The 24,014-nt window shown below is 76.9% G+C and carries 22 protein-coding genes and 1 pseudogene; 14 read left to right on the forward strand and 9 right to left on the reverse strand.

Annotation, left to right across the window (positions count from 1 at the left end; translation table 11 throughout):
- Positions 1-8 precede the first annotated feature (8 nt).
- Complete coding sequence (locus BUE37_RS08155) at positions 9-1,124, forward strand: FAD-dependent oxidoreductase (protein WP_073419749.1); 1,116 nt, start codon at positions 9-11, stop codon at positions 1,122-1,124.
- A gap of 96 nt (positions 1,125-1,220) precedes the next feature.
- On the forward strand, positions 1,221-2,408 hold the full coding sequence (locus tag BUE37_RS24425) for an MFS transporter (RefSeq protein WP_083628491.1): 1,188 nt from the start codon (positions 1,221-1,223) through the stop codon (positions 2,406-2,408).
- Between the two features lie 164 nt (positions 2,409-2,572).
- On the opposite strand, the pseudogene BUE37_RS08165 reads toward BUE37_RS24425, so the two are convergent.
- The 4 genes and pseudogenes from BUE37_RS08165 to BUE37_RS08180 all read right to left on the reverse strand — a co-directional run.
- Positions 2,573-3,778: pseudogene (locus BUE37_RS08165) on the reverse strand (MFS transporter); the annotation flags it as partial.
- Complete coding sequence (locus BUE37_RS08170; protein WP_073419752.1) at positions 3,775-4,878, reverse strand: glycerate kinase; 1,104 nt, start codon at positions 4,876-4,878, stop codon at positions 3,775-3,777. The gene BUE37_RS08170 and the pseudogene BUE37_RS08165, both read right to left, overlap by 4 nt.
- 7 nt (positions 4,879-4,885) lie before the next feature.
- Positions 4,886-5,983 (reverse strand): tartrate dehydrogenase, encoded by a 1,098-nt coding sequence (locus BUE37_RS08175; RefSeq protein WP_073419753.1) that lies wholly within the window; start codon positions 5,981-5,983, stop codon positions 4,886-4,888.
- A complete protein-coding gene (locus BUE37_RS08180) occupies positions 5,980-6,714 on the reverse strand; it encodes a GntR family transcriptional regulator (protein ID WP_073419754.1) in 735 nt (244 codons plus the stop codon). The genes BUE37_RS08175 and BUE37_RS08180 overlap by 4 nt, the downstream gene beginning before the upstream one ends.
- A 100-nt stretch (positions 6,715-6,814) precedes the next feature.
- Between BUE37_RS08180 and BUE37_RS08185 the strand changes: the two genes are divergently transcribed.
- The 8 genes from BUE37_RS08185 to BUE37_RS08220 all read left to right on the forward strand — a co-directional run bounded on the left by BUE37_RS08185 (position 6,815) and on the right by BUE37_RS08220 (position 14,767).
- The gene (locus BUE37_RS08185; protein ID WP_217651185.1) at positions 6,815-8,227 is read left to right on the forward strand and encodes an MFS transporter; all 1,413 of its coding nucleotides are present in this window, start codon (positions 6,815-6,817) and stop codon (positions 8,225-8,227) included.
- Positions 8,224-9,201, forward strand: coding sequence for an NAD(P)-dependent oxidoreductase (locus BUE37_RS08190; RefSeq protein ID WP_175562817.1), 978 nt, complete (start codon positions 8,224-8,226; stop codon positions 9,199-9,201). Before BUE37_RS08185 ends, BUE37_RS08190 begins: the two co-directional genes overlap by 4 nt.
- Entirely contained in the window at positions 9,198-10,856 is a 1,659-nt protein-coding gene (locus tag BUE37_RS08195; RefSeq protein ID WP_073419756.1) for an FAD-binding dehydrogenase, read from the forward strand. Before BUE37_RS08190 ends, BUE37_RS08195 begins: the two co-directional genes overlap by 4 nt.
- A gap of 44 nt (positions 10,857-10,900) precedes the next feature.
- A complete protein-coding gene (locus tag BUE37_RS08200) occupies positions 10,901-12,283 on the forward strand; it encodes an acyclic terpene utilization AtuA family protein (RefSeq protein ID WP_217651186.1) in 1,383 nt (460 codons plus the stop codon).
- On the forward strand, positions 12,280-12,588 hold the full coding sequence (locus BUE37_RS08205) for a DUF4387 domain-containing protein (RefSeq protein WP_073419757.1): 309 nt from the start codon (positions 12,280-12,282) through the stop codon (positions 12,586-12,588). The genes BUE37_RS08200 and BUE37_RS08205 overlap by 4 nt, the downstream gene beginning before the upstream one ends.
- A gap of 97 nt (positions 12,589-12,685) precedes the next feature.
- A complete protein-coding gene (locus BUE37_RS08210) occupies positions 12,686-13,471 on the forward strand; it encodes an alpha/beta fold hydrolase (RefSeq protein WP_073419758.1) in 786 nt (261 codons plus the stop codon).
- An 85-nt stretch (positions 13,472-13,556) separates the two neighbouring features.
- On the forward strand, positions 13,557-14,522 hold the full coding sequence (locus BUE37_RS08215) for an NADPH:quinone oxidoreductase family protein (protein ID WP_073419759.1): 966 nt from the start codon (positions 13,557-13,559) through the stop codon (positions 14,520-14,522).
- A 26-nt stretch (positions 14,523-14,548) separates the two neighbouring features.
- Positions 14,549-14,767, forward strand: coding sequence for a hypothetical protein (locus tag BUE37_RS08220; RefSeq protein WP_073419760.1), 219 nt, complete (start codon positions 14,549-14,551; stop codon positions 14,765-14,767).
- 8 nt (positions 14,768-14,775) lie between these two features.
- Here the strand turns inward: BUE37_RS08220 and BUE37_RS08225 are convergent, their stop codons facing one another.
- The 3 genes from BUE37_RS08225 to BUE37_RS08235 all read right to left on the reverse strand — a co-directional run bounded on the left by BUE37_RS08225 (position 14,776) and on the right by BUE37_RS08235 (position 17,752).
- Positions 14,776-15,618, reverse strand: a complete 843-nt coding sequence (locus tag BUE37_RS08225; RefSeq protein WP_073419761.1) for an ABC transporter permease — start codon at positions 15,616-15,618, stop codon at positions 14,776-14,778.
- Positions 15,615-16,616: an ATP-binding cassette domain-containing protein gene (locus tag BUE37_RS08230; RefSeq protein ID WP_073419762.1), complete on the reverse strand. Its 1,002-nt coding sequence runs from the start codon at positions 16,614-16,616 to the stop codon at positions 15,615-15,617. Before BUE37_RS08230 ends, BUE37_RS08225 begins: the two co-directional genes overlap by 4 nt.
- Before the next feature lie 80 nt (positions 16,617-16,696).
- Positions 16,697-17,752 carry a hypothetical protein gene (locus BUE37_RS08235; RefSeq protein WP_139252899.1) on the reverse strand — a complete coding sequence of 352 codons (1,056 nt, stop codon included), beginning with the start codon at positions 17,750-17,752 and terminating at the stop codon, positions 16,697-16,699.
- A 164-nt stretch (positions 17,753-17,916) separates the two neighbouring features.
- On the opposite strand from BUE37_RS08235, the gene BUE37_RS08240 reads away from it, so the two are divergent.
- Entirely contained in the window at positions 17,917-18,480 is a 564-nt protein-coding gene (locus BUE37_RS08240) for a GtrA family protein (protein WP_083628493.1), read from the forward strand.
- 38 nt (positions 18,481-18,518) lie between these two features.
- Here BUE37_RS08240 and BUE37_RS08245 read toward each other — a convergent pair whose 3' ends face one another.
- Positions 18,519-19,604 (reverse strand): phosphatase PAP2 family protein, encoded by a 1,086-nt coding sequence (locus tag BUE37_RS08245; RefSeq protein ID WP_175562818.1) that lies wholly within the window; start codon positions 19,602-19,604, stop codon positions 18,519-18,521.
- Between the two features lie 239 nt (positions 19,605-19,843).
- Here BUE37_RS08245 and BUE37_RS08250 point away from each other — a divergent pair, with 239 nt between their 5' ends.
- Positions 19,844-21,256, forward strand: a complete 1,413-nt coding sequence (locus BUE37_RS08250) for a hypothetical protein (RefSeq protein ID WP_073419765.1) — start codon at positions 19,844-19,846, stop codon at positions 21,254-21,256.
- Positions 21,257-21,261: 5 nt separating this feature from the next.
- Positions 21,262-21,843 carry a CDP-alcohol phosphatidyltransferase family protein gene (locus BUE37_RS08255; RefSeq protein ID WP_073420644.1) on the forward strand — a complete coding sequence of 194 codons (582 nt, stop codon included), beginning with the start codon at positions 21,262-21,264 and terminating at the stop codon, positions 21,841-21,843.
- A 48-nt stretch (positions 21,844-21,891) separates the two neighbouring features.
- Here BUE37_RS08255 and BUE37_RS08260 read toward each other — a convergent pair whose 3' ends face one another.
- Positions 21,892-23,331: a hypothetical protein gene (locus BUE37_RS08260; protein ID WP_073419766.1), complete on the reverse strand. Its 1,440-nt coding sequence runs from the start codon at positions 23,329-23,331 to the stop codon at positions 21,892-21,894.
- 184 nt (positions 23,332-23,515) lie between these two features.
- Between BUE37_RS08260 and BUE37_RS08265 the strand changes: the two genes are divergently transcribed.
- On the forward strand, positions 23,516-23,884 hold the full coding sequence (locus BUE37_RS08265; protein ID WP_073419767.1) for a DUF2784 domain-containing protein: 369 nt from the start codon (positions 23,516-23,518) through the stop codon (positions 23,882-23,884).
- The last annotated feature ends 130 nt before the right edge of the window (positions 23,885-24,014 follow it).

Genomic DNA, 24,014 nt, shown 5'->3' on the forward strand with positions numbered 1-24,014 from the left:
GAGGCGCCGTGAGGGTCCTCGTCGTCGGTGCCGGACCGGCCGGGTGCACCGCGGCGGTCGCGCTCGCCCGCCGGGGTGCCGACGTCGTGCTCGTCGAGGCGGAGGACGCCGTCCGGCCGGCGGGCCCCGGCCTCGTGCTGCAGGGCGCACCGATGCGGGCCCTCGACAGCCTGGAGCTGCTCGACGCCTGCCTCGAGCGGGCGTACCCGCACGAGGAGATCGACCTGTGCGACGCCGCCGGGACGGTCCGCACGGTGCTCGCCCCGCCACCGCTGCTCCCCGGGCGGCCGGCCTCGGTCGCGCTCTCGCGCGCCGCGCTGGGGGAGGTGCTCGCCGGCGCGGTGACGGCCGCCGGCATCGAGCTGCGCCTCGGGACGACGGTGACGGCGGTCGTGGACCGGCCGGACCGCGTGGACGTCCGGCTGTCCGGCGGCGCCGTGGAGGGCGTCGACGTCGTCGTCGGTGCCGACGGGCTCCACTCGGCCACCCGCGGGCTGGTGCTGCCCGGCGCGCCGTCCCCGCGTCCCACCGGCCAGGTGATCTGGCGCGCGCCCGCGCCGCGGCCGCCGGCGGTCACCCGCTACTCGATGCTCGACGGCGGACCCGCGCTCGGCCGGGCCGGGGTGGTGCCCGTCTCGGCGGACTCCCTGTACGTCTGGCTGCTGGAGCCCGACCACGGCGCGCCGCGCCCGCCCGCCGGCCGTGAGGCCGAGGCGTTCCGCGAGCGGCTGCGCCCCTTCGGTGGCGACGTGCCGCGGGCGGCCGAGGGGGTCGCGGACGTCGACGTCCGGTCGTTGCAGTCCCTGCTGGTCCCGCTGCCGTGGTCCCGCGGACGGGGCGTGCTCGTCGGGGACGCCGTGCACACGGCCACCCCGCACCTGGCCTACGGGGTGGGCATGGCGATCGAGGACGCGGTCGTCCTCGCCGACGTGCTGGCGGACGTGCCATCGCAGGACGTGCCCGCCGCGCTGCGCCGCTTCGGCGAGCGCCGGTTCGACCGCTGCCGGCTCGTCGTCGAGACGTCGGTGCAGCTGGGGGAGTGGGAGCGCCGCTCGCCGGCCGACCCGTCGCTGCCGGGACGGCTCATGGGAGAGGCGCTGGCCGAGCTGGCCCGTCCGGCCTGACGGCGAGGCCCGACGGGCGAGCGCCGGCGGCGCCGGGGTGGTGGACTCGCCCCGGCGCCGTCGGGCGCCGTCCGTCGGCGGTGCGGAGGTGGCGGCGTGCGGGTGCGTCCACGCGGGCTTGTCCTGCTCGTGGCGCTGGCCTCCGCCGTCGCGCAGGCGTTCGGGCGGTTCTCCTACGCGCTGCTGCTGCCCTCGATCGACCGGGACCTGCTCGGCTCCTACGCGCTGGCCGGCCTGGTCGCCACGGCCAACGTCGCCGCCTACCTGCTCGGCACCGTGGCGGTCAGCGCGCTGTCCCGCCGCGCCCGGCCGGCCGCGCTGATCAAGGCCGGCCTGGCCTGCAGCGCCCTGGGGCTCGGCCTGCTGTCGGCCGCCGGCGGCGCCGGCAGCCTGGCCGCCGGGCTCACCCTCACCGGCGTGGGCGGGGCGTTCATCTGGGTGCCGGCGCCGGGGCTCGCCGGCTCCGTCGTCCGCCCCTCCCGCCGCGGCGCGGCGATCGGCGTCGCGGGCTCCGGCATCGGCGGCGGGATCGTGCTGGCCAGCGCGCTGACCTGGACGCTGCACGCGCAGGCCGGGGACGCGTCCTGGCGCACCGTCTACCTGGTGGAGACGGCGGTCGCCGTCGTCGTCCTCGTGGCGTGCGTGCTGCTGCTCCGCCCGGCCCCGCGCCGCGACGACGACGCCCCCGTGCGCACCGGCGCCCTGCGCCGCGTGCCCGGCTGGATCGGCCTGACCGGCGGCTACGCCGCGTACGGCCTGGCCTACTCGATCTACACCAGCTACCTGGTCACCGCGCTCGAGGACGACGCCGGGTTCTCCGCCGGCCACGCGTCGGCGGTCTACACGCTCGTCGGCGTGGGCCTGGTCGCCGGCGGCATCGTGTTCGGCCCGCTGTCGGACCGGTGGGGCCGCGGACCGACGCTGGTCGGCGGCTACGCCCTCATGGCCGCGGCGATCCTGCTCGTGCCGCTGGGCACGGAGCCGCCGGCCTCGGCGTCGGCGCTGCTGTTCGGGCTGACGATGTCCGGGCTGCCCGCGGTCATCGCCGCGCACCTGTCGGACACCCTCACCCCGCGGGAGTTCGCCGGCGCCTTCGGCCGCTGCACGCTCGCGTTCGGCCTCGCTCAGCTCGCCGGCCCGCCGCTGGGCGGCTGGCTCGCGGAGACGGCGGGCGGGTTCCTGCTGCCGTTCGTGCTCGCCGGCGCGGTGGCGGCCGCCGGGGCCGCGCTGAGCGTCGACGTCGTGCGGGCGCGACGCCGCCGGCGCGACGGCGTGGCGGCCTGACCCGGCGCGGCGTCCCGGCCGATGCGGCGCAGCCCGCGGTCGGCTGCGGTGAGCACCAGCAGCGCCCCCGCGAGGCCCAGCACCCCCCACGCCAGCGCGTGCAGCCCGCCGGTGCCGGCCCGCTGCGGGAAGGCCAGCGCGATCGCGCCGGTCGCGACGATCGCGCCCAGGTAGGAGAACGTCCGCAGCAGCCCGGCCGACGACGCGGTGCGCGCCGGGTCGGACTGCACGTACACCGCCGTCTGGTTGGCCAGCCCGACGAGCCCGAGCGGCAGACCGGCGAGGACGGTCACCGCCACGAGCAGCCAGACGGGGCTGCCGGGCGCGAGCAGGAGCAGCAGCCCGGCGACCGCCGCCTGGCCCAGCGCCCCGACGACGAGCTTGCCCGCCACGCGCCGCCGCCGGCCGGTGAGCGCCGAGACCCCGATCGCCGTGGCGAACATCGGCGCCAGCAGCAGCCCCGCCTGGCCAGCGGACAGGCCGCGGCCGTCCTGCAGCCACTGGGTGAACCCGTAGAAGAAGACGTAGGCCGCGCACTGCGCCAGCAGCGCCCGCCCGTAGGTCGCCAGCAGCGACGGCGTGCGCGCCAGCAGCCGGAGGTCGACGAAGGGGTCGGCGGCCCGCAGCTCCCGCCAGGCGAAGCCGGCCAGGGCGACCGCCGACGGCACGGCGAGCCACCACAGCCCCGCGGCCGGGGCCGTGAGCGCGAACAGCAGCGGGACCAGCACCGCGGTGAACAGGACGACGCCGGCGACGTCGAGCCGCCCCCGCGCGCCGGCCGCGGGGCGCTCCCGCGGCAGGAACAGCCACCCGAGGACCAGGCAGGCGGCGGCGAGCGGGACGTTGACGGCGAAGGTCGCCCGCCAGCCGCCCACCGCGACCAGCAGCCCGCCCAGCGGCGGCCCGAGGACGGCGACCGTCTGCGCCGACACGGCCAGCACGGTCAGCACCCCCTGCGGCCGGTCGACGCCGGTGCGCCGGCCCTCTTTGCGGACCAGCGCCATGGCGGCGGGGTAGCCGGCGCACGTGCCGAGCCCGATGACCACCCGCGCGGCCACCAGCACCGGCAGCGACGGCGCCAGCGTGCCGAGCACCCCGCCGGCGGCCACCAGCACCGCCCCGGCGAGGTAGAGCGGGCGGGGGCCGTGCCGGTCGACCAGCCGGCCGACCACGGGCTGCCCGATCGCGGTGGCGAGGTACAGCGAGGACACCAGCCACGCCGTCTGCGCCGGCGGGGCACCCAGGGCCGCGCCGATCGGCACCAGCGACACCGCGATGACCGACGAGTTGACCGGGTTGAGCACCGCCCCGAGCACCAGCGGCGCGACCAGCCGGCGGTCGAAGCGCGGGCCGGCGGGGGAGCGGCTCACGGCGCCCGGCGCCGGGCCAGGTCGCCGGCGGCGACCCGCAGCCAGCGGACGGGGTCGGCGAGCGCGGGCCCCGCGCCGCCCGCGACGTCGGCCAGCGCGACGGCGTCGGCGAACGGCGTCGTCGGCGCCGCCACGCTCCCGGCGACGAGCAGCACCGGGACGCCGGCGGCGCGGGCCAGCGCCAGCACGTGCGCGGGCACCTTGCCGCCGGCGGTCTGGTCGTCGTAGCGGCCCTCGCCGGTGACCACGACGTCGGCCCCGGCCACCGACCGCGGCAGGTCCAGCGCCGCGGCCACCGCGGCCGCGCCCGGCGACAGCGTGGCGCCCCAGAGCCGCAGGCCGTAGCCGGTCCCGCCGGCCGCCCCCGCCCCGGGCTCGCCGGGGTCGCCGCCGGCCCGCGCGGCCAGCCGCCGCAGCCCGGCCTCGAGCGCGGGCACGTCGTCCGGGCCGGCGCCCTTCTGCGGGCCGAAGACGGCGGCCGCCCCCCGGGGCCCGAGCAGCGGCGCGTCGACGTCGGAGAGCACGGTCGCGCCGCCCGGGGGCAGCGGCCGCAGCGCGGCGAGGTCGACCCGGTCGAGCGCGGTCAGCCCCGCGGCGCCGAGGGGGACCGGCCGCCCCGCGGCGTCGAGGAACCGGGCGCCGAGCGCGGTGAGCAGCCCGGTGCCGCCGTCGGTGCTCGCGCTGCCGCCGATGCCGAGCAGCAGCCGGTCCACCCCGGCGTCCAGCGCGGCCGCGACCGCCTGCCCGAGGCCGAGGGTGTGCGCGGCGAACGGCGCCGGGCGGCCCATCAGCGGCAGCCCGGAGCAGGCCGCGAGCTCCACCACGCCGGTGCCGTCGGGCAGCAGCACCCACCCGGCCCGCACCCGGCGGCCGTCGGGGCCGTCGACCTCCACCGGCACCCGCCGGGCCCCGGGCACCGCCGAGGTGAAGGCGTCGAGCGTGCCCTCGCCGCCGTCGGCCATGGGCGCGAGGGCCACCCGGTCGGCGGGCCGCGCCGCCAGCCACCCGTCGCGGACCGCGGCGGCCACCTCGGCGGCGGTCGCCGTCCCCTTGAACGAGTCCGGCGCGACCAGCACGCGCAGCGGCCCCGCGGTGCTCATGCCGGGCTCACGCGCCCGGGGCGCCGAGCTCGCGGACCCGGTCGGCGATCGCGCCGCCGAGCTCCGCCGTCGTCCCGCGGCCGTGCAGGTCGGGGGTGAGCGGGGCGCCGCCGGGCCCGGCGGCCAGCACGTCCTCGATCGCGGTGAGCACCGCAGCGGCGGCCGCGGGGGCGCCGAGGTGGTCGAGCATCATCGAGGCGCACCAGATCTGGCCGACCGGGTTGGCGACGCCGCGCCCGGCGATGTCGGGCGCCGAGCCGTGCACCGGCTCGAACAGGCTGGGGGAGGTGCGGTCGGGGTTGATGTTCGCGCTCGGTGCGATGCCGATCGTGCCGGTGCAGGCCGGCCCGAGGTCGGACAGGATGTCGCCGAACAGGTTGCTCGCCACCACGACGTCGAACCGGTCAGGGTGCAGCACGAAGGCCGCGGCCAGGGCGTCGATGTGCTGCTTGTCCCAGCGGACGCCGGGGAACCGCGCCGCCACCGCCTCGACCCGCTCGTCCCAGTACGGCATGGAGATCGAGATGCCGTTGCTCTTGGTCGCCGAGGTCAGGTGCCGGGCGGGGCGCCCCTCGGCGACCTCGAAGGCGTACCGGAGCACCCGGTCGACGCCGACGCGGGTCATGACCGTCTCCTGCAGCACCGTCTCCCGCTCGGTGCCCTCGAAGATCCGCCCGCCGATGCTCGAGTACTCGCCCTCGGTGTTCTCCCGCACCACCAGGAAGTCGACCTCGCCGGGCTCGCGGCCGGCCAGCGGGCTGCGCACCCCCGGCATCAGGCGGCAGGGCCGCAGGTTGACGTACTGGTCGAAGGTGCGGCGGAACTGCAGCAGGCTGCCCCACAGCGAGACGTGGTCGGGGACGACGTCGGGCCAGCCGACGGCGCCGAAGAAGATCGCGTCGTAGGGGCGCAGGGTCTGCTCCCAGTCCGGCGGGAGCATGGTGCCGTGCCGCTGCCAGTGCGCGGCGCTGGCGAAGCCGTACTCGTCGAAGGCGAGGTCCAGCCCGTGCGTGCCGGCCACGGCGTCGAGCACCGCGAGGCCCTGCGGCACCACCTCGGTGCCGATCCCGTCGCCCGGCACGACGGCGATGCGGGAGGCGCTCACGGCCGCTCCTCCCGCCGGCGCGCCCGCAGCGCGTCGAGCCCGCCCTGGGCGTCGGCGGTGTCGATCCGCTCGGCTGCCGCGGCGTCCCCGGCCCGCAGCGCGCGGACCAGCGCGCGGTGGCTGCCGTAGCGGTCGAGGCCGAAGCTGCCGTCGGCGGCGATCAGCTCCAGCAGCCGCGCCCGGCGCTCGGGGCGGGAGAACACCCGCGACTGCTCGAGCAGCCGGACCAGCACCGGGTTGTTCGCGCACGCCTCGAGGGTGTCGTTGAACTCCTGCATGAGGTCCAGCAGCGCCGTCACGTGCCGCTCGACGTCCTCGCCCTGGCGGTAGCGGGTGGTCAGCACGATGAGCGCGTCGTCGGCCCGGTCGAGGACCGCGTCGAGCCGGTCGAGCTGCTCGGGCGTCGCGTGCCGGGCCGCGAAGCGGGCCACCAGGCCCCGCAGGGCGACCTCGACCTCCGCGAGGTCGTCGATCGCGCGGTCGTGCAGGTCGGTGACGACGACGGTGCGCGGCCCGAGGCGCTGGATCAGCCCGTCCTGCTCGAGCCGCCGGATGGCCTCGCGCACCGGGGTCGGGCTCACCGCGAGCTCCTCGGCCAGGCCGCGCTCGGTGACCTTCTGCCCGGGCCGCAGCTCCCCGGAGCCGATCCGTCCCCGGACGGCGCGGTACACGAGCTCGGCGCGCGTCGTCCCCGTCTCCTCGGCCGTCCCCGGCCCTCCCGACAGCGTCATGGCGTCACCGTACCGCCCTCCATGGCATCCGCACATGACACCCCTTGACGCATTTGCCATAGCAACTACGGTGACCGCAGCCACAGTCGAGGAGGACCGCATGGCAGATCGCATGGCAGCGCGCACCGCCGACGCCCCGGCCGCCGACCCCCGGGTCGCCCAGCGCGCCGGCACCCGCCGGATCACCTTCTACGTCGCCCTCGCGGTCTTCGCGCAGGAGTCGACCTGGAACTTCTACGACAACCGGGTGCCGGAGCTGCTGCGCGAGCTCGTGCCCAGCGTGGCGGTCATCGGCCTGCTCATGGGCATGGACAACCTGCTCGGCATCGTCATCCAGCCCTGGATCGGCAACCGGTCGGACAACACCCGCACCCGGTGGGGCCGGCGCATCCCGTACCTGGCGGTGATGATGCCGCTGGCCGCGGTGCTGTTCCTGCTCATCCCGCACGCGCCCTCGCTGGGCTGGCTGATCGTGGTGATCTTCGCCTACGCGCTGGTCATGAACTCCTTCAAGCCGATCAGCGAGTCACTGATGCCGGACTTCATCGCCCCCGAGCGGCGCAGCCGGGCCAACGCCGCGGTGAAGATCGCCTCCGCGCTGACGACGATCGTCGCCGCGCTGGTCAGCCTGCTGCTCGTCGACGACCACCCGAGGCTCGCGTTCGCCGTCCCCTCGGCGCTCATGCTCGTGGCGGCCGGCGTGCTGGTGTGGCGGGTCCGCGACAGCCGCTCCCCGGCCTACCAGGCCGCGCTCGCCGAGGACCGGCGCGCGGCCGGCGGCGGTCCGGGAGGGGAGCAGCGGGAACGGGACGCGCAGGGCCGGGCCGCCCAGGCGGCGGAGGAGGACGCCGCGACGCTCAGCTCCGGCGGCGCCGGGGTCGGCCTGCCGCTGCGGGCCGTCGTCGGGGAGCTGATGCGCTCCCCGGACCGCAGCCGGGTCCTGCTGCTGGTCGCCGTCCTCGCCTTCGGCGGCGCCTGGGCCGGCGTGCGCTCGCTGATGACGCCCTACGGCGTCACCGCGCTGGGCCTGTCCGACGGCGCCGCCGGCGGGCTGACGCTGCCCAGCGGCATCGCGTTCATCCTCGCCGCCTACCCCGCGGCGCTGTTCGCCGAGCGGGTCGGCCGGCTGCGGATCATGGCCGCCGGCGTCACCGTCTTCGCCGCGGCGATGGTGCTCGGCCTGCTCGTCCGCACGCCGACGGTGACCGTCGTCGCGCTGTGCCTGGGCGCGGCCGGCGCCGCCGGGTTCATCGTCAACGCCGTCGTCGTGCTGTGGAACCTGGCGCCCACCTCGCGGGTGCTCGGCGCCTACACCGGCATCTACACCGTCGCCTGGGTCTCCGGCGGTTTCCTCGGCCCGGCGCTGCTCGGGCTGCTCATCGACCTCACCACCTGGGACCTCCTGCTGCTGCACACCGCCGTGCTCGCCGCGCTGGCCCTGGCGGTGCTGCTGCGGCTCGCGCGCCGGCACCGGCGGCGCGCCGCGGCCGGCGAGGAGGTCGTCGCCCTGTGACGACGACGGGCACGGTGCTGGTCACCACCGACCACCTGGTCCCCGGCGACGAGGTCGACGTGCTGCTGCGCGAGGCCGGCTGGAGCACGCGGCACCGGCCGCTGCGAGGCGCGCGGACGGAGGACGACCTCGTCGCCGCGCTGGACGGCGCGGCCGGCGCGCTCATCGCCAACGAGCCGGTGACCGCCGCGGTCCTCGCCCGGGCGCCGCGGCTGCGGGCCGTCGTGCGCACCGGGGTCGGGTACGACTCCGTGGACGTCGACGCCGCGACCGCCGCCGGCGTCTCGGTCAGCAACCTGCCGGGCGTCAACGCGGGCGCGGTGGCCGAGTACACCCTCGCGCTGCTGCTGGCGCAGGCCCGCCGGCTGGTGCCGGTGGCCACCGCGGTCGCGGCGGGCGGCTGGCCCCGGGAGGGCGGCACCGAGCTGCGGGGGAAGACCCTCGGCCTCGTCGGCCTGGGCGCCGCCGCGCGGGCCGTCGTCCCCCTGGCGCAGGCGTTCGGGATGCGCGTCGTCTGCACGACCGGGGTCCCGCCCGCGGAGCGCGACGTCCCCGGCGTCCGGTTCGTGGAGCTCGACGAGCTGCTCGCCACCTCCGACCTCGTCTCCGTGCACACCGCGCTCACGCCCCGCACCCGGGGCCTGCTCGACGCCGCCGCGCTCGCCCGGATGAAGCCGACGGCCCACCTGGTCAACACCGCGCGCGGGGCGGTCGTCGACGAGGCCGCGCTCGCCGACGCCGTCCGCGCCGGCCGGCTCGCCGGGGCCGCCCTCGACGTGACCGCCACCGAACCGCTCCCTGCTGACAGCCCGCTGCGCGGCGTCGACGGCATCACCGTCACCTCGCACCTCGCCGGCCAGACCGCCGAGGCGCGCCGCGCCGCCGGCCTGGAGGGCGCCCGCGAGCTGCTGGCCGCCCTCCGCGGCGAGCCGCGGCACTCCCTCAACGCCCACCTGATCGGGAGGACCCCGTGAGCACCGAGAACGCCGACGTCGTCGTCGTGGGGGCGGGCCTCGCCGGCCTCGCCGCGACCGCCGAGCTGGTGGACGCCGGCCGCCGCGTCGTGCTGGTCGACCAGGAGCCGGAGCAGAGCCTCGGCGGCCAGGCCTCCTGGTCCTTCGGCGGGCTCTTCCTCGTCGACTCCCCGGAGCAGCGGCGCATGGGCGTCCGCGACTCGCAGGAGCTGGCCTGGCAGGACTGGCTCGGCACCGCCGGCTTCGACCGGCCCGAGGACGGCTGGCCCCGCGCGTGGGCCGAGGCCTACGTCGACTTCGCGGCGGGTGAGAAGCGCGCCTGGCTGCACGGGATGGGCGTGCGGTTCTTCCCCCTCGTCGGCTGGGCCGAGCGCGGGGGCCACACCGCCACCGGTCCCGGCAACTCGGTGCCGCGCTTCCACATCACCTGGGGCACCGGCCCGGGCGTGCTCGAGCCGTTCCTGCGTCGCGTCCTCGCGGGGATCGCGCGCGGCCGGGTGCGGCTGGCCTGCCGCCACCGGGTCGACGAGCTCGTCGTCACCGCCGGCCGGGTGACCGGTGTGCGCGGCAGCGTGCTCGAGCCCAGCGACGCACCGCGCGGGGCGACGACGTCGCGCACCGTCGTCGGCGGGTTCGAGTTCGGCGCCCAGGCCGTCGTCGTGACCTCGGGCGGCATCGGCGGCAACCACGACCTGGTCCGCGCCCACTGGCCCGAGCGGCTGGGCACCCCGCCCGCGCGGATGGTCACCGGCGTCCCGGCGCACGTGGACGGCCGGATGCTGGCGATCGCGCAGGCGGCCGGGGGAGCGGTGGTCAACCCCGACCGCATGTGGCACTACGTCGAGGGCGTGCAGAACTGGGACCCGATCTGGCCCGGGCACGGCATCCGGATCCTGCCCGGGCCGTCGTCGCTGTGGTTCGACGCGCTGGGCCGGCGGCTGCCGGTGCCGCTGTTCCCCGGCTTCGACACCCTCGGCACCCTCGCCCACCTGCGCGCCACCGGGCACGACCACAGCTGGTTCGTCCTCACCCAGCGGATCATCGAGAAGGAGTTCGCCCTCTCGGGGTCGGAGCAGAACCCCGACCTGACCGGGAAGAGCGTCCGCCAGGTGCTCGGCCGGGTGCGGCCGGGCGCGGCGCCGCCGGTCGAGGCCTTCACGGAGAAGGGCGAGGACTTCGTCGTCGCGGACACCCTGGAGGAGCTGGTCGAGGGCATGAACGCCCTGACCCCGGAGGCGCCGCTCGACGTCGCGGACATCCGCCGCGAGGTGGAGGCCCGCGACCGGGAGGTCGACCACCCGTTCACCAAGGACCTGCAGGTCGCCGCCATCCGCAACGCGCGGCGCTACCGCGGGGACAGGCTGATGCGCACCGCCGCGCCGCACAGGATCCTCGACCCGGCGGCGGGACCGCTCATCGCCGTCCGGCTGCACGTGCTGACCCGCAAGACCCTCGGCGGCCTGCACACCGACCTGTCCGGACGCGTTCTCGGCGCCGGCGGCGAGCCCGTCGACGGGTTGTGGGCCGCCGGCGAGGCCAGCGGCTTCGGCGGCGGCGGCATGCACGGCTACCGCTCGCTCGAGGGCACGTTCCTCGGCGGGTGCCTCTTCTCCGGCCGACAGGCCGGCCGCGCCGTCGCCGAGGCGACGGCATGACCACCCCGCCCGGGACGTCCACCGACGACAGGAACGAGCACTCCGTGACCGCAACGACCCCTCCGGACGCCGTCCGCGTCCTCGTCCCCTCCGGCATGCTCGGCAGCGGCTTCGACCCCGCGGCGATCGAGCGCGGCCTGGCGATGGGCGCCGACGCCATCACCGTCGACGGCGGCTCCACCGACTCCGGCCCCCACTACCTGGGGTCGGGCACGCCGAAGACGACGGCGGCCGCCGTGGCCCGCGACCTGCGGTACCTGCTGCGGGCCGCCGCCACCGCCCGCATCCCGCTGATCGTCGGGTCGTGCGGCACCAGCGGCACCGACTCCGGCGTCGACTGGGTGGCCGGCATCGCCGCGACCGTCCTGCGCGAGGAGGAACTGGACCTCACCGTCGCCCGCGTCTACAGCGAGCAGGACGCCGCCGACCTCAAGGAGCGGCTCAACGAGGGCCGCATCTCCCCGCTGCCCCCGCTCGGCGAGCTCGACGCCGACACGCTGGAGAGCTGCACCCACGTCGTCGGCGTCATGGGGCACGAGCCGATCGTCGCGGCGCTGGAGGCCGGCGCCGACGTCGTGCTGGCCGGCCGCGCCACCGACACCGCCCTCGCCGCCGCCGTCCCGCTGATGCGCGGCATGCCGGCCGGGCCGAGCTGGCACGCGGCCAAGATCGTCGAGTGCGGCGGGCAGTGCACCACCAACCCGCGCGAGCGCGAGGTCTTCGTGACGGTCGACGCCACCGGCTTCACCGTCGAGCCGCTCGGCGAGGCCACCGCCTGCACGCCGACGTCGGTGGCGGCGCACATGCTCTACGAGACGGTGGACCCGTTCACCATGCGCGAGCCCGACGGCTGGATCGACGTCACCGACGCCACCTACACCGCCCTCGACGACCGCCGGGTCCGCGTGGAGGGCTCCCGGTTCGTGCCCGCCGCGCAGAAGACCATCAAGCTCGAGGGCGCCCGCGTCGCCGGCTACACGACCATGTCGTTCACCGGCATCCGCGACCCGCTGGTCCTCGCCGAGATCGACGACTGGGCGGCGTTCCTGCGCGAGGTGCTCACCGACCGGGTGCAGCAGACGCTCGGCCTGGAGCCGCCGCAGTACGCCGTCGACCTCCGGCTCTACGGCCACGACGCCGTCCTCGGGCACCTGGAGCGGCCGACCGCGCCACCCCGGGAGGTCGGCGTGATGCTGCTCGTGCAGGCCGCCGACCAGGCCACCGCGACCGCCGTCGCCAAGGTGGCGAACCCGCTGATGCTGCACCTGCCCACCCGCGGGATGCAGCACCTGCCGAGCTTCGCCTTCCCCACCTCCCCGGCCGAGACCGAGCGCGGCCCGTCCTACGAGTTCGTCCTGCACCACGTCGTCGACGTCGACGACCCCACCAGCATGTTCCGCACCGTGATCGACGGGAGCCCCGCGTGAGCGCCACCCTCGGCGACCTCGCCCTCGAGGTCCGCTCCAAGAACGCCGGCCCGTTCTGGGTGACGATGGAGGTGTTCCTGCGCGACGCCGAGGGCTACGCGATCGCCGCGGCCGCCGTCGACGAGCAGGTCGTCGCCCGCTTGTACGCCGTCGACCCGGCCACCGTGCGGGTGTTCCGCATCCCCGCGCTGCACGTGGTCAAGGTGTCCTTCCCCCGGCCGGTGCCGCAGGGCAGCCTGGCCGACCGGGACCTGCACGCCGGCCAGCACCACGTGCCGCTCGCCTCGCTGGTGCCGGGCGCCTGACCGCGGGGCCGCCCGCGCACGGGCGGCGCCGGCACCGATGAGCCGGGCGGCCCCGCGCGGTCACCCCTGCACCACGACGCAGGGGAGGGCGGGCGGCATGACCGAGTACGCGACCACGTCAGCCGGCGACCGGATCGGCTTCGACCGGCGGGGCAGCGGCCCGGCCGTCGTGTTCATCGCGGGGGCCGGGCCGTTCCGGGCCGTCGACCCGCAGACCACCGCGACCGCCGAGCTGCTGGCCGGGCGGGGGCGCACCACCGTGGTGCACGACCGCGTCGGCCGCGGCGACTCCTGGCGCGCGGGCCGGGTCGACCTCGACGACGAGCTCGCCGCGGTCGCCGCGCTGGTCGACGCCGCCGGCGGCCGGGCGGTGCTGTGCGGCCACTCCTCCGGCTGCGCCATCGCGCTGCGGGCGGCCGCCGAGGGCCTGCCGGTCGACGGGCTGGTGCTCTTCGAGGCCCCGCTCGACCCGCGCACCCCCGGGGTGGCGCAGTGGACGGCGGAGCTGTACCGCCTCCTCGACGCCGGCGACCGCCCCGGCGCGGTGGACCACTACATGCGCGACATCCCGCTCGACGTGCTCGCCGGCCTGCGGGAGTCCCCGCTGTGGGAGCCGTTCGTCCGGCACGCCGAGAGCCTGCGGGCCGACGCGCAGGCGCTGGAGTGGGCGATGTCCGCGCCGCACGCCGAGCTGTTCGGCGGGCTGGACCTGCCGGTGCTGCTCGTCGTCGGCCGGGACGCCCTCGACGAGATGCCGGCCGCGGCCGCCTCGCTGGCCGCCGCGCTGCCGCGGGCCGGGCGCGCCGAGGTCGACGGCGCCCAGCACACCTGGGAGCCCCGGGCGATGGCCGACCTGCTGGCGGGCTTCCCGCCCGGCCGCTGAGACCGGGCCCGGGCACCGCCGTGCGACCCCGGTCACCTGCACTGACAGACTCGGCCGGACCGTCCCCGAGCGTCCAGGAGGACCCGTGCGCGCCGCCCAGATCGCCACCCTCGACGGCCCCTCAGCCATCGCCGTCGTCGACGTCCCCGAGCCCGACAGCGCGGGGAAGGTCGTCGTCGACGTGCACGTGGCCGGGGTGACCTTCCCCGAGGTGCTGCTCAGCCGCGGCGAGTACCAGCTCAAGCCGCAGCCGCCGTTCGTGCCCGGCAGCGAGGTGGCCGGCGTGGTGCGCAGCGCCCCCGAGGGCAGCGGGTTCACCGCCGGCCAGCGGGTGGCCGCCTTCCCCGGCTTCGGCGGCTTCGCCGAGGTCGCCGCGGCCGACCCGGGCTTCGTCTTCCCGCTGCCCGACGCCGTCTCCTACGAGCAGGGTGCCGCGCTGCCGATGAACTACCTGACCATGCACTTCGCGCTGCGCCGGCGCGGGCAGCTGCGCGAGGGCGAGACGGTGCTCGTGCACGGCGCGGCCGGGGGCCTCGGCACCGCGGGCATCCAGCTCGCGAAGGCGTACGGCGCCCGGGTGATCGGCGTGGTCTCCAGCGAGGACAAGGCCGAGGCGGCCCGCGCCGCGGGTGCCGACGACGTCGTCCTCGCCGAGGGCTTCCGCGAGCGGGTCAAGGAGCTGACCGGGGGCCGCGGCGTCGACGTCGTCGCCGACCCGGTGGGCGGCGACCGGTTCACCGACTCGCTGCGCAGCCTCGCCCGCGAGGGCCGGCTGCTGGTGCTCGGCTTCACCGGCGGCGAGATCCCGACCGTGAAGGTCAACCGGCTGCTGCTCAACAACGTGTCCGTGGTCGGCGTCGGCTGGGGCGCCTTCTGGTCCGGCGAGCCGTCCTTCGTGCAGGAGCAGTGGGCCGACCTGCTGCCGCTGCTGGAGCGGGGCGCCCTGCAGCCGGTCCTCGGCACCGTGCACGACCTGGCCGACGCCGCGGCCGCCGTCACCGAGCTCGACGAGCGCCGCGCCACCGGCAAGGTGCTGCTGCGGGTGCGCTGACCCGCGCGGTCGGGCAGCCTCGGGGCATGACCGGCACCCCGAGCGACAGCGGCACCGGCGCGGTCCTCGAGGTGCCCGGCGCGCCCGGCGACTGCTGGGCCGACGCGGCCGTCGTCGAGGGCGAGCCGCTGCGGGCCGGGCAGGTGGTCACCGTCGAGTGGGCCACCCCCGGCGCGCACGGCCTGCCGGTGCGCGCGGTGCGGGTGCAGCGCCGCACCGACCTGGAGGGCACCCCCGGCGCCTGAGGGAGCGGTCAGTCCCGCGAGCGGCGGCGGAACGCGGCGACGGCGAGCGGCGCGAACACCGCGGTCAGCAGCAGCGACCAGCCCACCGACACCAGCACCGGGTGCTGCAGCGGCCACGCGGCGTCTGCGGGCGCCGGCAGGCCGTTGCCCCACAGCTCCCGGCAGGCCTGGGTGAGTGCCGAGACCGGGTTCCACTCGGCGATGGTCCGCAGCCAGGCGGGCATGCTCTCCGGCGGCGCGAACGTGTTGGCCACGAACGTCAGCGGGAACATGACGGTGAACATGAACCCCTGCACGGCCTCGACGGTCCGCATGAGCGAGCCGACCCAGATGCCCAGCCAGATCATCGCGAAGCCGAACAGCAGCAGGAGCGCGAACGCCAGGACGCCGTCGACGACGCCGTTGCGGACCCGCCAGCCGATGAGCAGCCCGGTGACGGCCATGACCGCGACGCCGATGCTCGAGTGGATGAGGCTGGAGATGCTGCGCCCGACCAGCACCGACGAGCGGGGCACCGGCAGCGAGCGGAACCGGTCGACGATGCCCTTCTGCAGGTCGCTGGTCAGCCCCATCGCCACGACGGCCGAGGCGAAGACCATCGTCTGCACCATGATCCCGGGGAGCAGGAACTCCTTGTAGCTGGCGCCGGCCACCGCGATCGCGCCGCCGAAGACGTAGGCGAACAGCAGCACGAACATCACCGACTGCACCGTGACGTCGAGCAGCATCTCCGGCATCCGGCGGATGTGCACCAGGTTGCGCCAGACGATCGCCGACGACGCCCGCAGCAGCGACGGCGGGCGGATCTCCGGCCGGACGGGGGCCCGGGGCGGGGTCTGGGTGACGGTCACGGCGCGGCTCCCTCGGTGGCGGGGGCGGACTCGGGGTCGGTCCCGGGGGCGGTGCCGGGCTCGGCCCGGTGCCCGGTGAGGTGCAGGAAGACGTCGTCGAGGCTGGGCCGGGCCAGGCCCAGGTCGTCGAGCTCGATGCCGCTGTCGTCGAAGACCGCGGCGATCCGGGTCATGTCGCGCAGCCCGCCGGCCTGGGCGGTGAGCCGCCGGCTGCCCGGCTCGACGTGCACCTCGGGGGAGTGGTCGCGCATGAGCGCGGCCGCGGCGTCGAGGTCGGCGGCGTGCGTCAGGGTGACGACGACGCTCGCCCGCCCGGCCCGGTCCTTGAGCTGCGTGGGCGTGCCGGCGGCGATCACCCGCCCCCGGTCGACGACGACGATCTCGTCGGCGAGGTGGTCGGCCTCCTCCAGGTACTGGGTGGTGAGCACCAGCGTGGTGCCCTCGGCGACGAGGTCGCGCAGCACGTCCCACAGGCCGGAGCGGCTCTGCGGGTCCAGCCCGGTCGTCGGCTCGTCGAGGAAGAGGATCGGCGGGACGGCGAGCAGGCTGACCGCGAGGTCGAGCCGGCGGCGCATGCCGCCCGAGTAGCCCTTGACCGGGCGGTCGGCGGCGTCGGCGAGGTCGAAGCGCTCGAGCAGCTCGTCGCCGGCCCGCCGGACGTGGGCGCGGGACAGGCCGTACAGGCTGCCGATCAGGCGCAGGTTCTCCCGGCCGGTGAGGATCTCGTCCACGGTGGCGGCCTGGCCGGTGAGGCCGATGCTGCGGCGCACCAGGTCGGGCTGCTCGCGGACGTCGAAGCCGGCCACCCGGCCGGTGCCGGCGGTCGGCACGCTGAGGGTGGTCAGCATCCGCACCAGCGTGGTCTTGCCGGCGCCGTTGGGCCCGAGCAGGCCCAGCACGGTGCCGGTGGGGACGACGAAGCTCACGCCGTCGACGGCGCGGTGCTCCCCGAAGTGCTTGGACAGGTCGACGGCCTCCACCGCCGGGGGCGCGGTCACGCCGCTTCCCGGGAGGTCGGGGCCACGGGGTCGGTGAGCGTGGTCACGTGGTCAGGATGGGACCTCCAGTGGACGTGAGGTCAACGCTTTTCCGGCTCGGGTCCCCGCCAGCGGTCCGCCGCCACCGGGAACACCCACCGGCGGCCCGGCCACTCGGAGACGCACCAGAGCTCCTCGCCGGGTACGGACCAGGCCAGGTCCTCCGGCCCGGCCGGCAGCACCCGGCGGTGGCGGCGCCACCTCCCCGGCGCACCGACGTACAGGTCCCCGCCGACCTCCGGGCCCGCGCTGGCCGTGACGAACCACGTCGAGCCGTGGACGGCCACCCCCTGCATGCGTCTCGGCTGGTCCTCGTACACCGCACGCGGGGCCACCGTCCCGCGGGAGTCGGCGGCCGGCAGCCCGGTGACGGGGTCCAGGGGGAAGCGGACCAGCCGGGGGGCCGCCTGACCGTTGCGGCGGTACTCCCCGACGACGAGCTCGGGCCGGCCGTCGACCGTCCCGACGGAGAGGAACGAGTGGCGCAGGCCCCGGAGCGCCGAGCGCAGCGGCACCCGGTAGGCCACGTACTGGGGGAGGACGTGCTCGTGGCCGCGCGACGCACGGCGTCCCCGGCCGCCCCGCCGCCGGGGCGCGCGCATGACGTCGGCGAGACGGAAGACCCGGACGCCGGACACGGTGTCGGCGACGTAGAGCAGCCCGCGGTGGACCGCGATGCCCCCGGCGTGCACCCGGACGGCGCCCGCGGTCAGGATCCCGAGACGACGGCGGGGCCGGACCAGCAGGACGTGCCGGTACCGGGGGCGGTCGGGGTCCGTGCGGTCGACGACGGAGATCCGCGTCCCCGGCCCGCGGAGGGACCGGCGCCGCCGCCCGTACCAGCTGACCAGCAGCACGCCTCCCGAGGGCAGGCTCGCGATGCCCTGCGGCCACCACACCGGGTCGTCGCGGTCGGCCTCGTCCCAGGTGAGGCCGCCGCCCGCGGCGGCGGCCGGGACCGCGCACGCCTCGGCGGCCCGGCCGGGGTCGGCGAGGACGCCCTCGAGGGAGACCCGCTCCAGCCGCCCGGCGAGCCGGTCGACGAGATCGGCCCGCGGGCGGGTCGCCACCAGGGCGTGGCGCGGCGCAGCCCCCACGCGCCGATCCTCGGCCGGGAGGGGCGGAAGCGCGATCCGAGCGCGGCGGTCCCGTCCCGGCCAGCGTGTTCGCCGTCCGGACGCCATGCTGGTGCCCGGCCGACACCGGGACGACGGGTCCCCGTCACCTCGCCACGGGGCGGCCACGGGGAGGGGATGGGTGGATGAGGGGCACGCCGGCCGAGGTCTCGCACGAGGGGGCCGCCGGTCCCGTGTCCACCCCCGGCGGGGAGGAGGGACGTCCTCCGGACGGCCGCCGGCCCGCTGCCGACGGGCCCGTGCCGCCGTCGCACGGGCGCGGCCGGGCACTCGGACGGGAGGCGTCCGGCTTCGCGGTGGTGGGCGCGGTCGGCCTGCTCGTCGACATCGGGGGCTACAACCTGCTGGTGCACCTGGGCGGCAACGGCGTGCTGGACGACCAGCCGCTCGTCGCCAAGACGCTCTCCCTGGTCGCCGGGACCTCCGTCGCCTACGTCGGCAACCGCTTCTGGACCTACCGCGACCGGCCGCGGGGCCGGCTCGCGCGCGAGTACGTGCTGTACATGGCGCTCAGCTCGGTCGCCCTCGTGATCTCCCTGCTCTGCCTGTGGGCCTCGCGCTACGTCCTCGACCTGCGGAGCCCGGTGGCCGACAACGTCTCCGCGAACGTCGTCGGCCTGGTCCTGGGCAGCCTCTTCCGCTTCGTGACCTACCGGCGCTTCGTGTTCCCGGAAGAGCGCACGGCCTGATGCCCGGCGGCGCCGGACGCCAGGCGGCGTCCTCCGTCTCAGGAGCCGGAGGGGGAGACCTGCGGGCGGCGCCGGAGCGCGCGCCGGAGCCGGGCGACCGCGTCCACCTCTGCGCCGTCCTGTTCCGCGCCGTCCTGTTCCGTGCCGTCCGCCCGGGCCCGCTCCGCCCGGCCGCGGAAGCGGCCCGTCCCCCAGGCGGCGAGCAGGACCGACGCCGCGCCGATCGCCAGTCCGGCGACGTCGTCCACGATGTAGTGCCACCCGAAGTACACCGTCGCGACGACGGTCAGCGCGAAGAACACCCACAGCGCCGCGCGCACCGCCACGGACCGGAGCGTGAACTGGGCGATGAGCGCCGCGGTGAACACGATCGACACGTGCAGCGACGCGAACGCGGCGATGCTGTTGAGGCGCTCGGTCCCCTCCGGATCGGCGAGGACCAGCAGGCGCGACCGCAGCAGGCTGTCCTGCAGCCGCGAGGTACCGGTCTCGGCGAGATCACGGAACAGCTGCCACTGCGCGTAGACCGGTCCCCGCGACGGCAGGACGTAGTAGCTGGCCGTGCCGAGCGCCCAGTTGAGGCACAGCGCGGTCACGTACCAACTGGCGTCACGAGAGCGACCCCGCGCCACGAGGGCGAGCCCGAGCGAGGCGGGCACGAACACCAGGAAGGCCAGGTACACCGACGACAGGACGTGCGCGGCGACGTCGGTGCCGAGCAGGTCGTGCAGCAGCTCCGCCGGCGCGGCCCCGCCGGTCAGCGCGCGGTCCGTCGCCTCGAGCTCGTCGTCGACCACACCGGGCCGCAGGAGCGGAAGGTAGTGCTTGAGGTTCCGGTAGGCCACGTACGTGACGTAGAAGGCCGCGAGCCCCACCAGCACCGGGCGGAGCCGGCGCCAGGGCCAGCGCTCCCGCGCGACGGCGACGACCTCCCGCGCCGGGGCCCGGGACGTCCGCGCGCGCAGCGCGGCCCGCGGCAGCACGTCCAGCCCCAGCAGCAGCGCCGCGATCAGCGGCAGGCGGACGTAGGTGGGGCCGAGGAACCCGTCGGGGTCGCGCACCGGCTGGCCGAGCGCCACGGCGCAGACGACCGCCACGGCACCGGTGACGAGGGCGACGGCCACGGCCATCGCGTAGGCGGTGTGGTCGCGACTTCCACGAGCGGCGGGTGGGACCATGCGCGGCTATCTTCTCTGGATCGTCGGCAAGAACACGTCGTCGCCCCGATCGCCGTCCAGGCCACCCGGAACGGAGCGTCGTGGGGACGTTGACCCTACCGGCCCTGCAGGGTCCGGCCCTCCGGCCGGGGGACCGCGGGTCCGGGTCCCGTTCCGGGTGGGCCGTCCTCGGGCTGGCGGCGGTCGTGCACCTGGCGCTGTGCTGGGTCCTCCGGGGGTTCCTCACCGACGACGCCTGGATCTCGGTGCGCTACGCGGAGAACCTGGCGGCCGGCGAGGGCTTCGTCTGGAACCCGGGCGGCCCCCGCGTCGAGGGCTTCAGCAACCCCCTGCTGGTCGCCCTGGAGGCGCTCGCCTCGTGGGCCGGCTGGTCGGCTCCCGCCGCGGCCCGTGTCCTGGGGATCGCCGGCGGTCTGGCGTGCCTGGTGCTGGTCCACCTCGGCGGCCGGGCGGTCGTCGGGGAGTCCACCGCCCGGGTGGCCACCGTCCTCACCGCCTGCGGCGCACCCTTCGCCCTCTGGGCGGTGGGCGGCCTGGAGACGCTCCTCGTGGCCGCCGCCGTCACGGCGGGCACCCTCGAGGTCGCCCGCCGGGACGGCGGCCGGGTCCTCCGCGCGGCCGCGGCGTTCGCGGTGCTGCCGTGGCTGCGCCCGGAGGGGCTCGCGGTGGCGGCGGCCGTGGTGGCGCTGGGGGAGCTCCCGGGGGTGTTCCGGACCGCGACCCGCCGGCGGGCGATCCGCCGCATCGCGGTGCTCGGCGGCGTCCCGCTCGGCTCGCAGCTCGTCCTGGAGGCGGCGCGGCTGGGGATCTACGGGCACCTGCTCCCCAACTCGGTGCTCTACAAGTCCGGCGCCGGGGACGCCCTCACGGTCCTGCAGAAGTTCCTCGACCAGGCGCTGCTGCCGCTCCTGCTGGCGACGGCGGGCGCGGTGCTGCTGACCGGCCGCGCGCGGCTGCTCGCGGTGCCGCCCGTGCTGTACGCCCTGGGGTCGATCGGGACCCTCGACAGCGCCAACGCCTACAGCCGGTTCTTCCAGCCGGTGTGGCCGCTGGTCGCGCTGCTCGCCGCGGTCGCGACGGTGCGCGCCGCGGAGCGCCTGGCCCGGCACCGCGGCGGGGGCCGCCCCGCCGCGGTCGCCGCCGTCACCGTGGGCCTGCTCCTGCTCCTCCTGCCCCCGGCCGGCCTCCGGAGCGTGCACGACTGGCAGCAGCGCTACACCGACTGCCGGGTCGGTGCCCGCGAGTCCGTCCTCGGCTGGCTGGCCACCACCCCGCCGGACACCTCGTTCGCCATCTCCGACGCGGGTCTGGTCCCGGCCCGTGCCGGAGGGCGGCACGTGGTGGACGACTTCTTCCTCAACGAGCCGCTGATCCAGGAGACCGGCCGGCTGCCCGTCGCCGAACGGGCGGACCTGGTGCACGGGCGCGCCCCCGACGTCCTCGTGCTCGCCAGCCGGGACGCCGGGCGGTTCGTGGGCTACTACCCGACGGAGCAGGCGATCTTCGACCACCCGGCCATGTCGGCCTACCGCCTGGCGTTCGTGGCGACCGGGCGCGGCGACTCCTGCGGCTACACCCTCATGGCGTTCCGGCGGTGACCGGCATGGCGTGGACGCTGCCCAACGGCCTCACCGGGCTGCGCCTGCTCGCCGTCCCCTTCCTGGGGGCGGTCCTCGTCCTCGAGGGGGACACCCCCGGCGGCCGGTGGGCGGCCCTCGCGCTGTTCGTGGCCGCGTCCGTCACCGACGTCGCGGACGGCTGGCTCGCGCGGCGCCGCGGCCAGTGCACCGACTTCGGCGCCCTCGTCGACCCCATCGCCGACAAGGCCCTGGTCGCCACGGTGCTGGTCTGCCTGTCCGCCCGGGACCTGCTCCCGTGGTGGGCGACCGTGGTGGTCCTCGCCCGCGAGGCCGCCGTCACGGTCGTGCGCCTCGCGGTCGTGCGCCACGGGGTCATCCCGGCCAGCCGCGGCGGCAAGCTCAAGACGGTGGCGCAGACGGTCGTGATCGTCCTCGCGCTGGCGGCGCCCGGCTGGACGGTGGTGCTGACGGTACTGGTCACCACGACGGTGCTGTGGACCGTCCTGACCGGCCTGGACTACGGCGTCAAGGCGCTGGCGCTCACCAGGGCCCCGGCGCCCGGCCTGGGGTCCTCGACCGTTCCCGGGGCGCCCGCCGGCCCGTGAGCAGGGTCCGGCCGCGGCAGGCAGGGCGGCTCGGCACCACCGGGCAGCTCAGCACCGCGGGGCCGGGGCGAGCTCGCGGGTGAGGTCCGCGCGCAGCCACACCGGGTGGCCGCAGACCTCGGCCACGACCCGGTAGCGCTCGCGCAGCAGGTCCCGCAGCCGGGACCCCTCGTCGATGCCCCACGCGTCCAGGCCGTTGACCTGGACGATCCACGCCGGCGCCTCCGGTCCCGCCAGGGTGGCCCGCAGCCGGGCCTGGTCGGGGTCGAGGGTGCGCATCGCCGCGCTCCACAGGTGCGGATAGGGCGACGGCAGGTCCGCGGCCTCCAGCACGGAGGGGAGGCCGTAGGCCACGAAGCCGGTGTCGCCCGCTGCCTTCGAGTCGGCCAGCCACTCGCCGGTCCGCTGGCCGGCCCACGCCGACGGGGCCGTGGCGTGGACCAGGGTGGAGGCCAGGGTGCCCACGAGTGCGGCGGCCACGGCCAGCCGGCAGCAGCCGCGCATCCAGGCGCCGGAGCGGGCGATCGACGGCGCCAGCACGCCGGCGGCGAGGACGGCGGCCGGCGCGAGCTGCAGCAGGTAGGGGGGCCAGTAGGCGCCACCCGACGCGATGCCGGCGACGCCGTACACCAGGAGCGGGGTGATCAGCCGCACGCCGGCCGGCTCCGTCCGCGGCGCGCGGCGGCCGGTGACGAGCCAGGTGACCACGACCGGCAGGAGGCCGGTCACCGTGCCCAGCACCAGCAGCTGCCCCGCCCGGCGGACCGAGTCGCCGGGACTGGTCGACCAGAGGACGTCGAACGCGACGCCGCGGGAGCCGACGAGGTCGTACCAGGCGTCGGCCGGGTCGATCCGGGCGGCCACCAGCCACAGCCCGAGCAGCGCGGTGGGCAGCAGCGCGCCCAGGAGGCCGCCTCCTGCCAGATGGAGGGCGCGGCGGCGGTCCGCGTCGCGTCCCCACCACCCCAGGAGGACAAGGCCGGCGAGCAGCAGCAGGCCCTCCACCAGGCTCTGCTTCACCAGCGGCGCGGCGGCGGCGACTGCGCCGGCGGCGACGGCCCAGCCGACCCGGCGCCCGGGAGAGGCGGTGTGCCACGCGGTCAGCGCGAGCGCGAGCGCCGCCATGACCAGGACGGCCCCGAACAGCTCGCCGTCCGCCTGCTCCGCGGCCAGCGCCGGCGAGCACGTGATCGCGGCGGCCACGACGGCGGCCCACCGGCCGCCGGCCGGCCCTGCCAGCAGCACGCCGGCCCGCCAGCCGGCGAGGACGAACACGAGGACGAAGGGGACGGCGAGGGCCCGGATGGCCTGGTCCCACCCGGTCAGCGACGCGATCCGGAAGAGGGCCATGAGCAGCGGCGGGCGGTCGACGAAGTAGTCGCCGTAGAGGAACTCGCCGCCGGTGTGCCACTGCCGCGCCACCAGCAGGTAGCCGCCCTCGTCGTTGCGCAGCGGCCGCAGCACGTAGCTCGCTCGCACGAGGGCCACGACCAGGCAGAGCGGGACGAGGAACCGCCCCGCCGGACTCCCGGGCGACGAGGCGGGCGCGAGGTCCGGGACCGCGGGCGAGGCTACGCCCCATACAACCGCGGACCACCGGCCGGCACCCGCCCGCTCCTGCGGCGTCCGGCCGGACCGGCGCGGCGGGTCCCCGCGCCCCTATCCTCCCCGCGTGGGGAGCGGGCCGGCCCTGGTGGCCGCGGCGGCGGTCGCCGTCGTGCACCTGGCGTTCCTCGGCTACGTCGTCTTCGGCGGCTTCCTGGCGTTGCGCGGGCTGGCCTGGCTGTGGCCCAGCATGGCGACCACCGTCTACGCCGCCGTCATCACCCTGGCCGGTTTCACGTGCCCGCTCACCACCCTCGAGAAGGCGCTGCTCGAGGCGGGCGGGCGGGTGCCCTACGAGGGCAGCTTCATCGCCCACCACCTGCACGGCGTCCTGTTCCCGGCGCGGTTCGAGACGGCGGCCTGGCTGACCTCGACGGGCATCGCGGTCACCTCCTACGTCCTGGCGCTGCGGCGGCACCGGCGCGCCGCCCGCTGACGGGGGCGCGGCCGGGACGGGCGTCCGTGCTGCGCCCCAGCCGGTTGCGTGCAACCCTCGTCCCCGGACGCCCGGCGACCTCGGCGCAGCACCGCGCCTCTCCCCGCGCCCGGCCTCCGGACGAGGTGGT

Source organism: Geodermatophilus nigrescens, assembly GCF_900129495.1.
In the GTDB taxonomy this organism is placed as follows: Bacteria; Actinomycetota; Actinomycetes; order Mycobacteriales; family Geodermatophilaceae; genus Geodermatophilus; species Geodermatophilus nigrescens.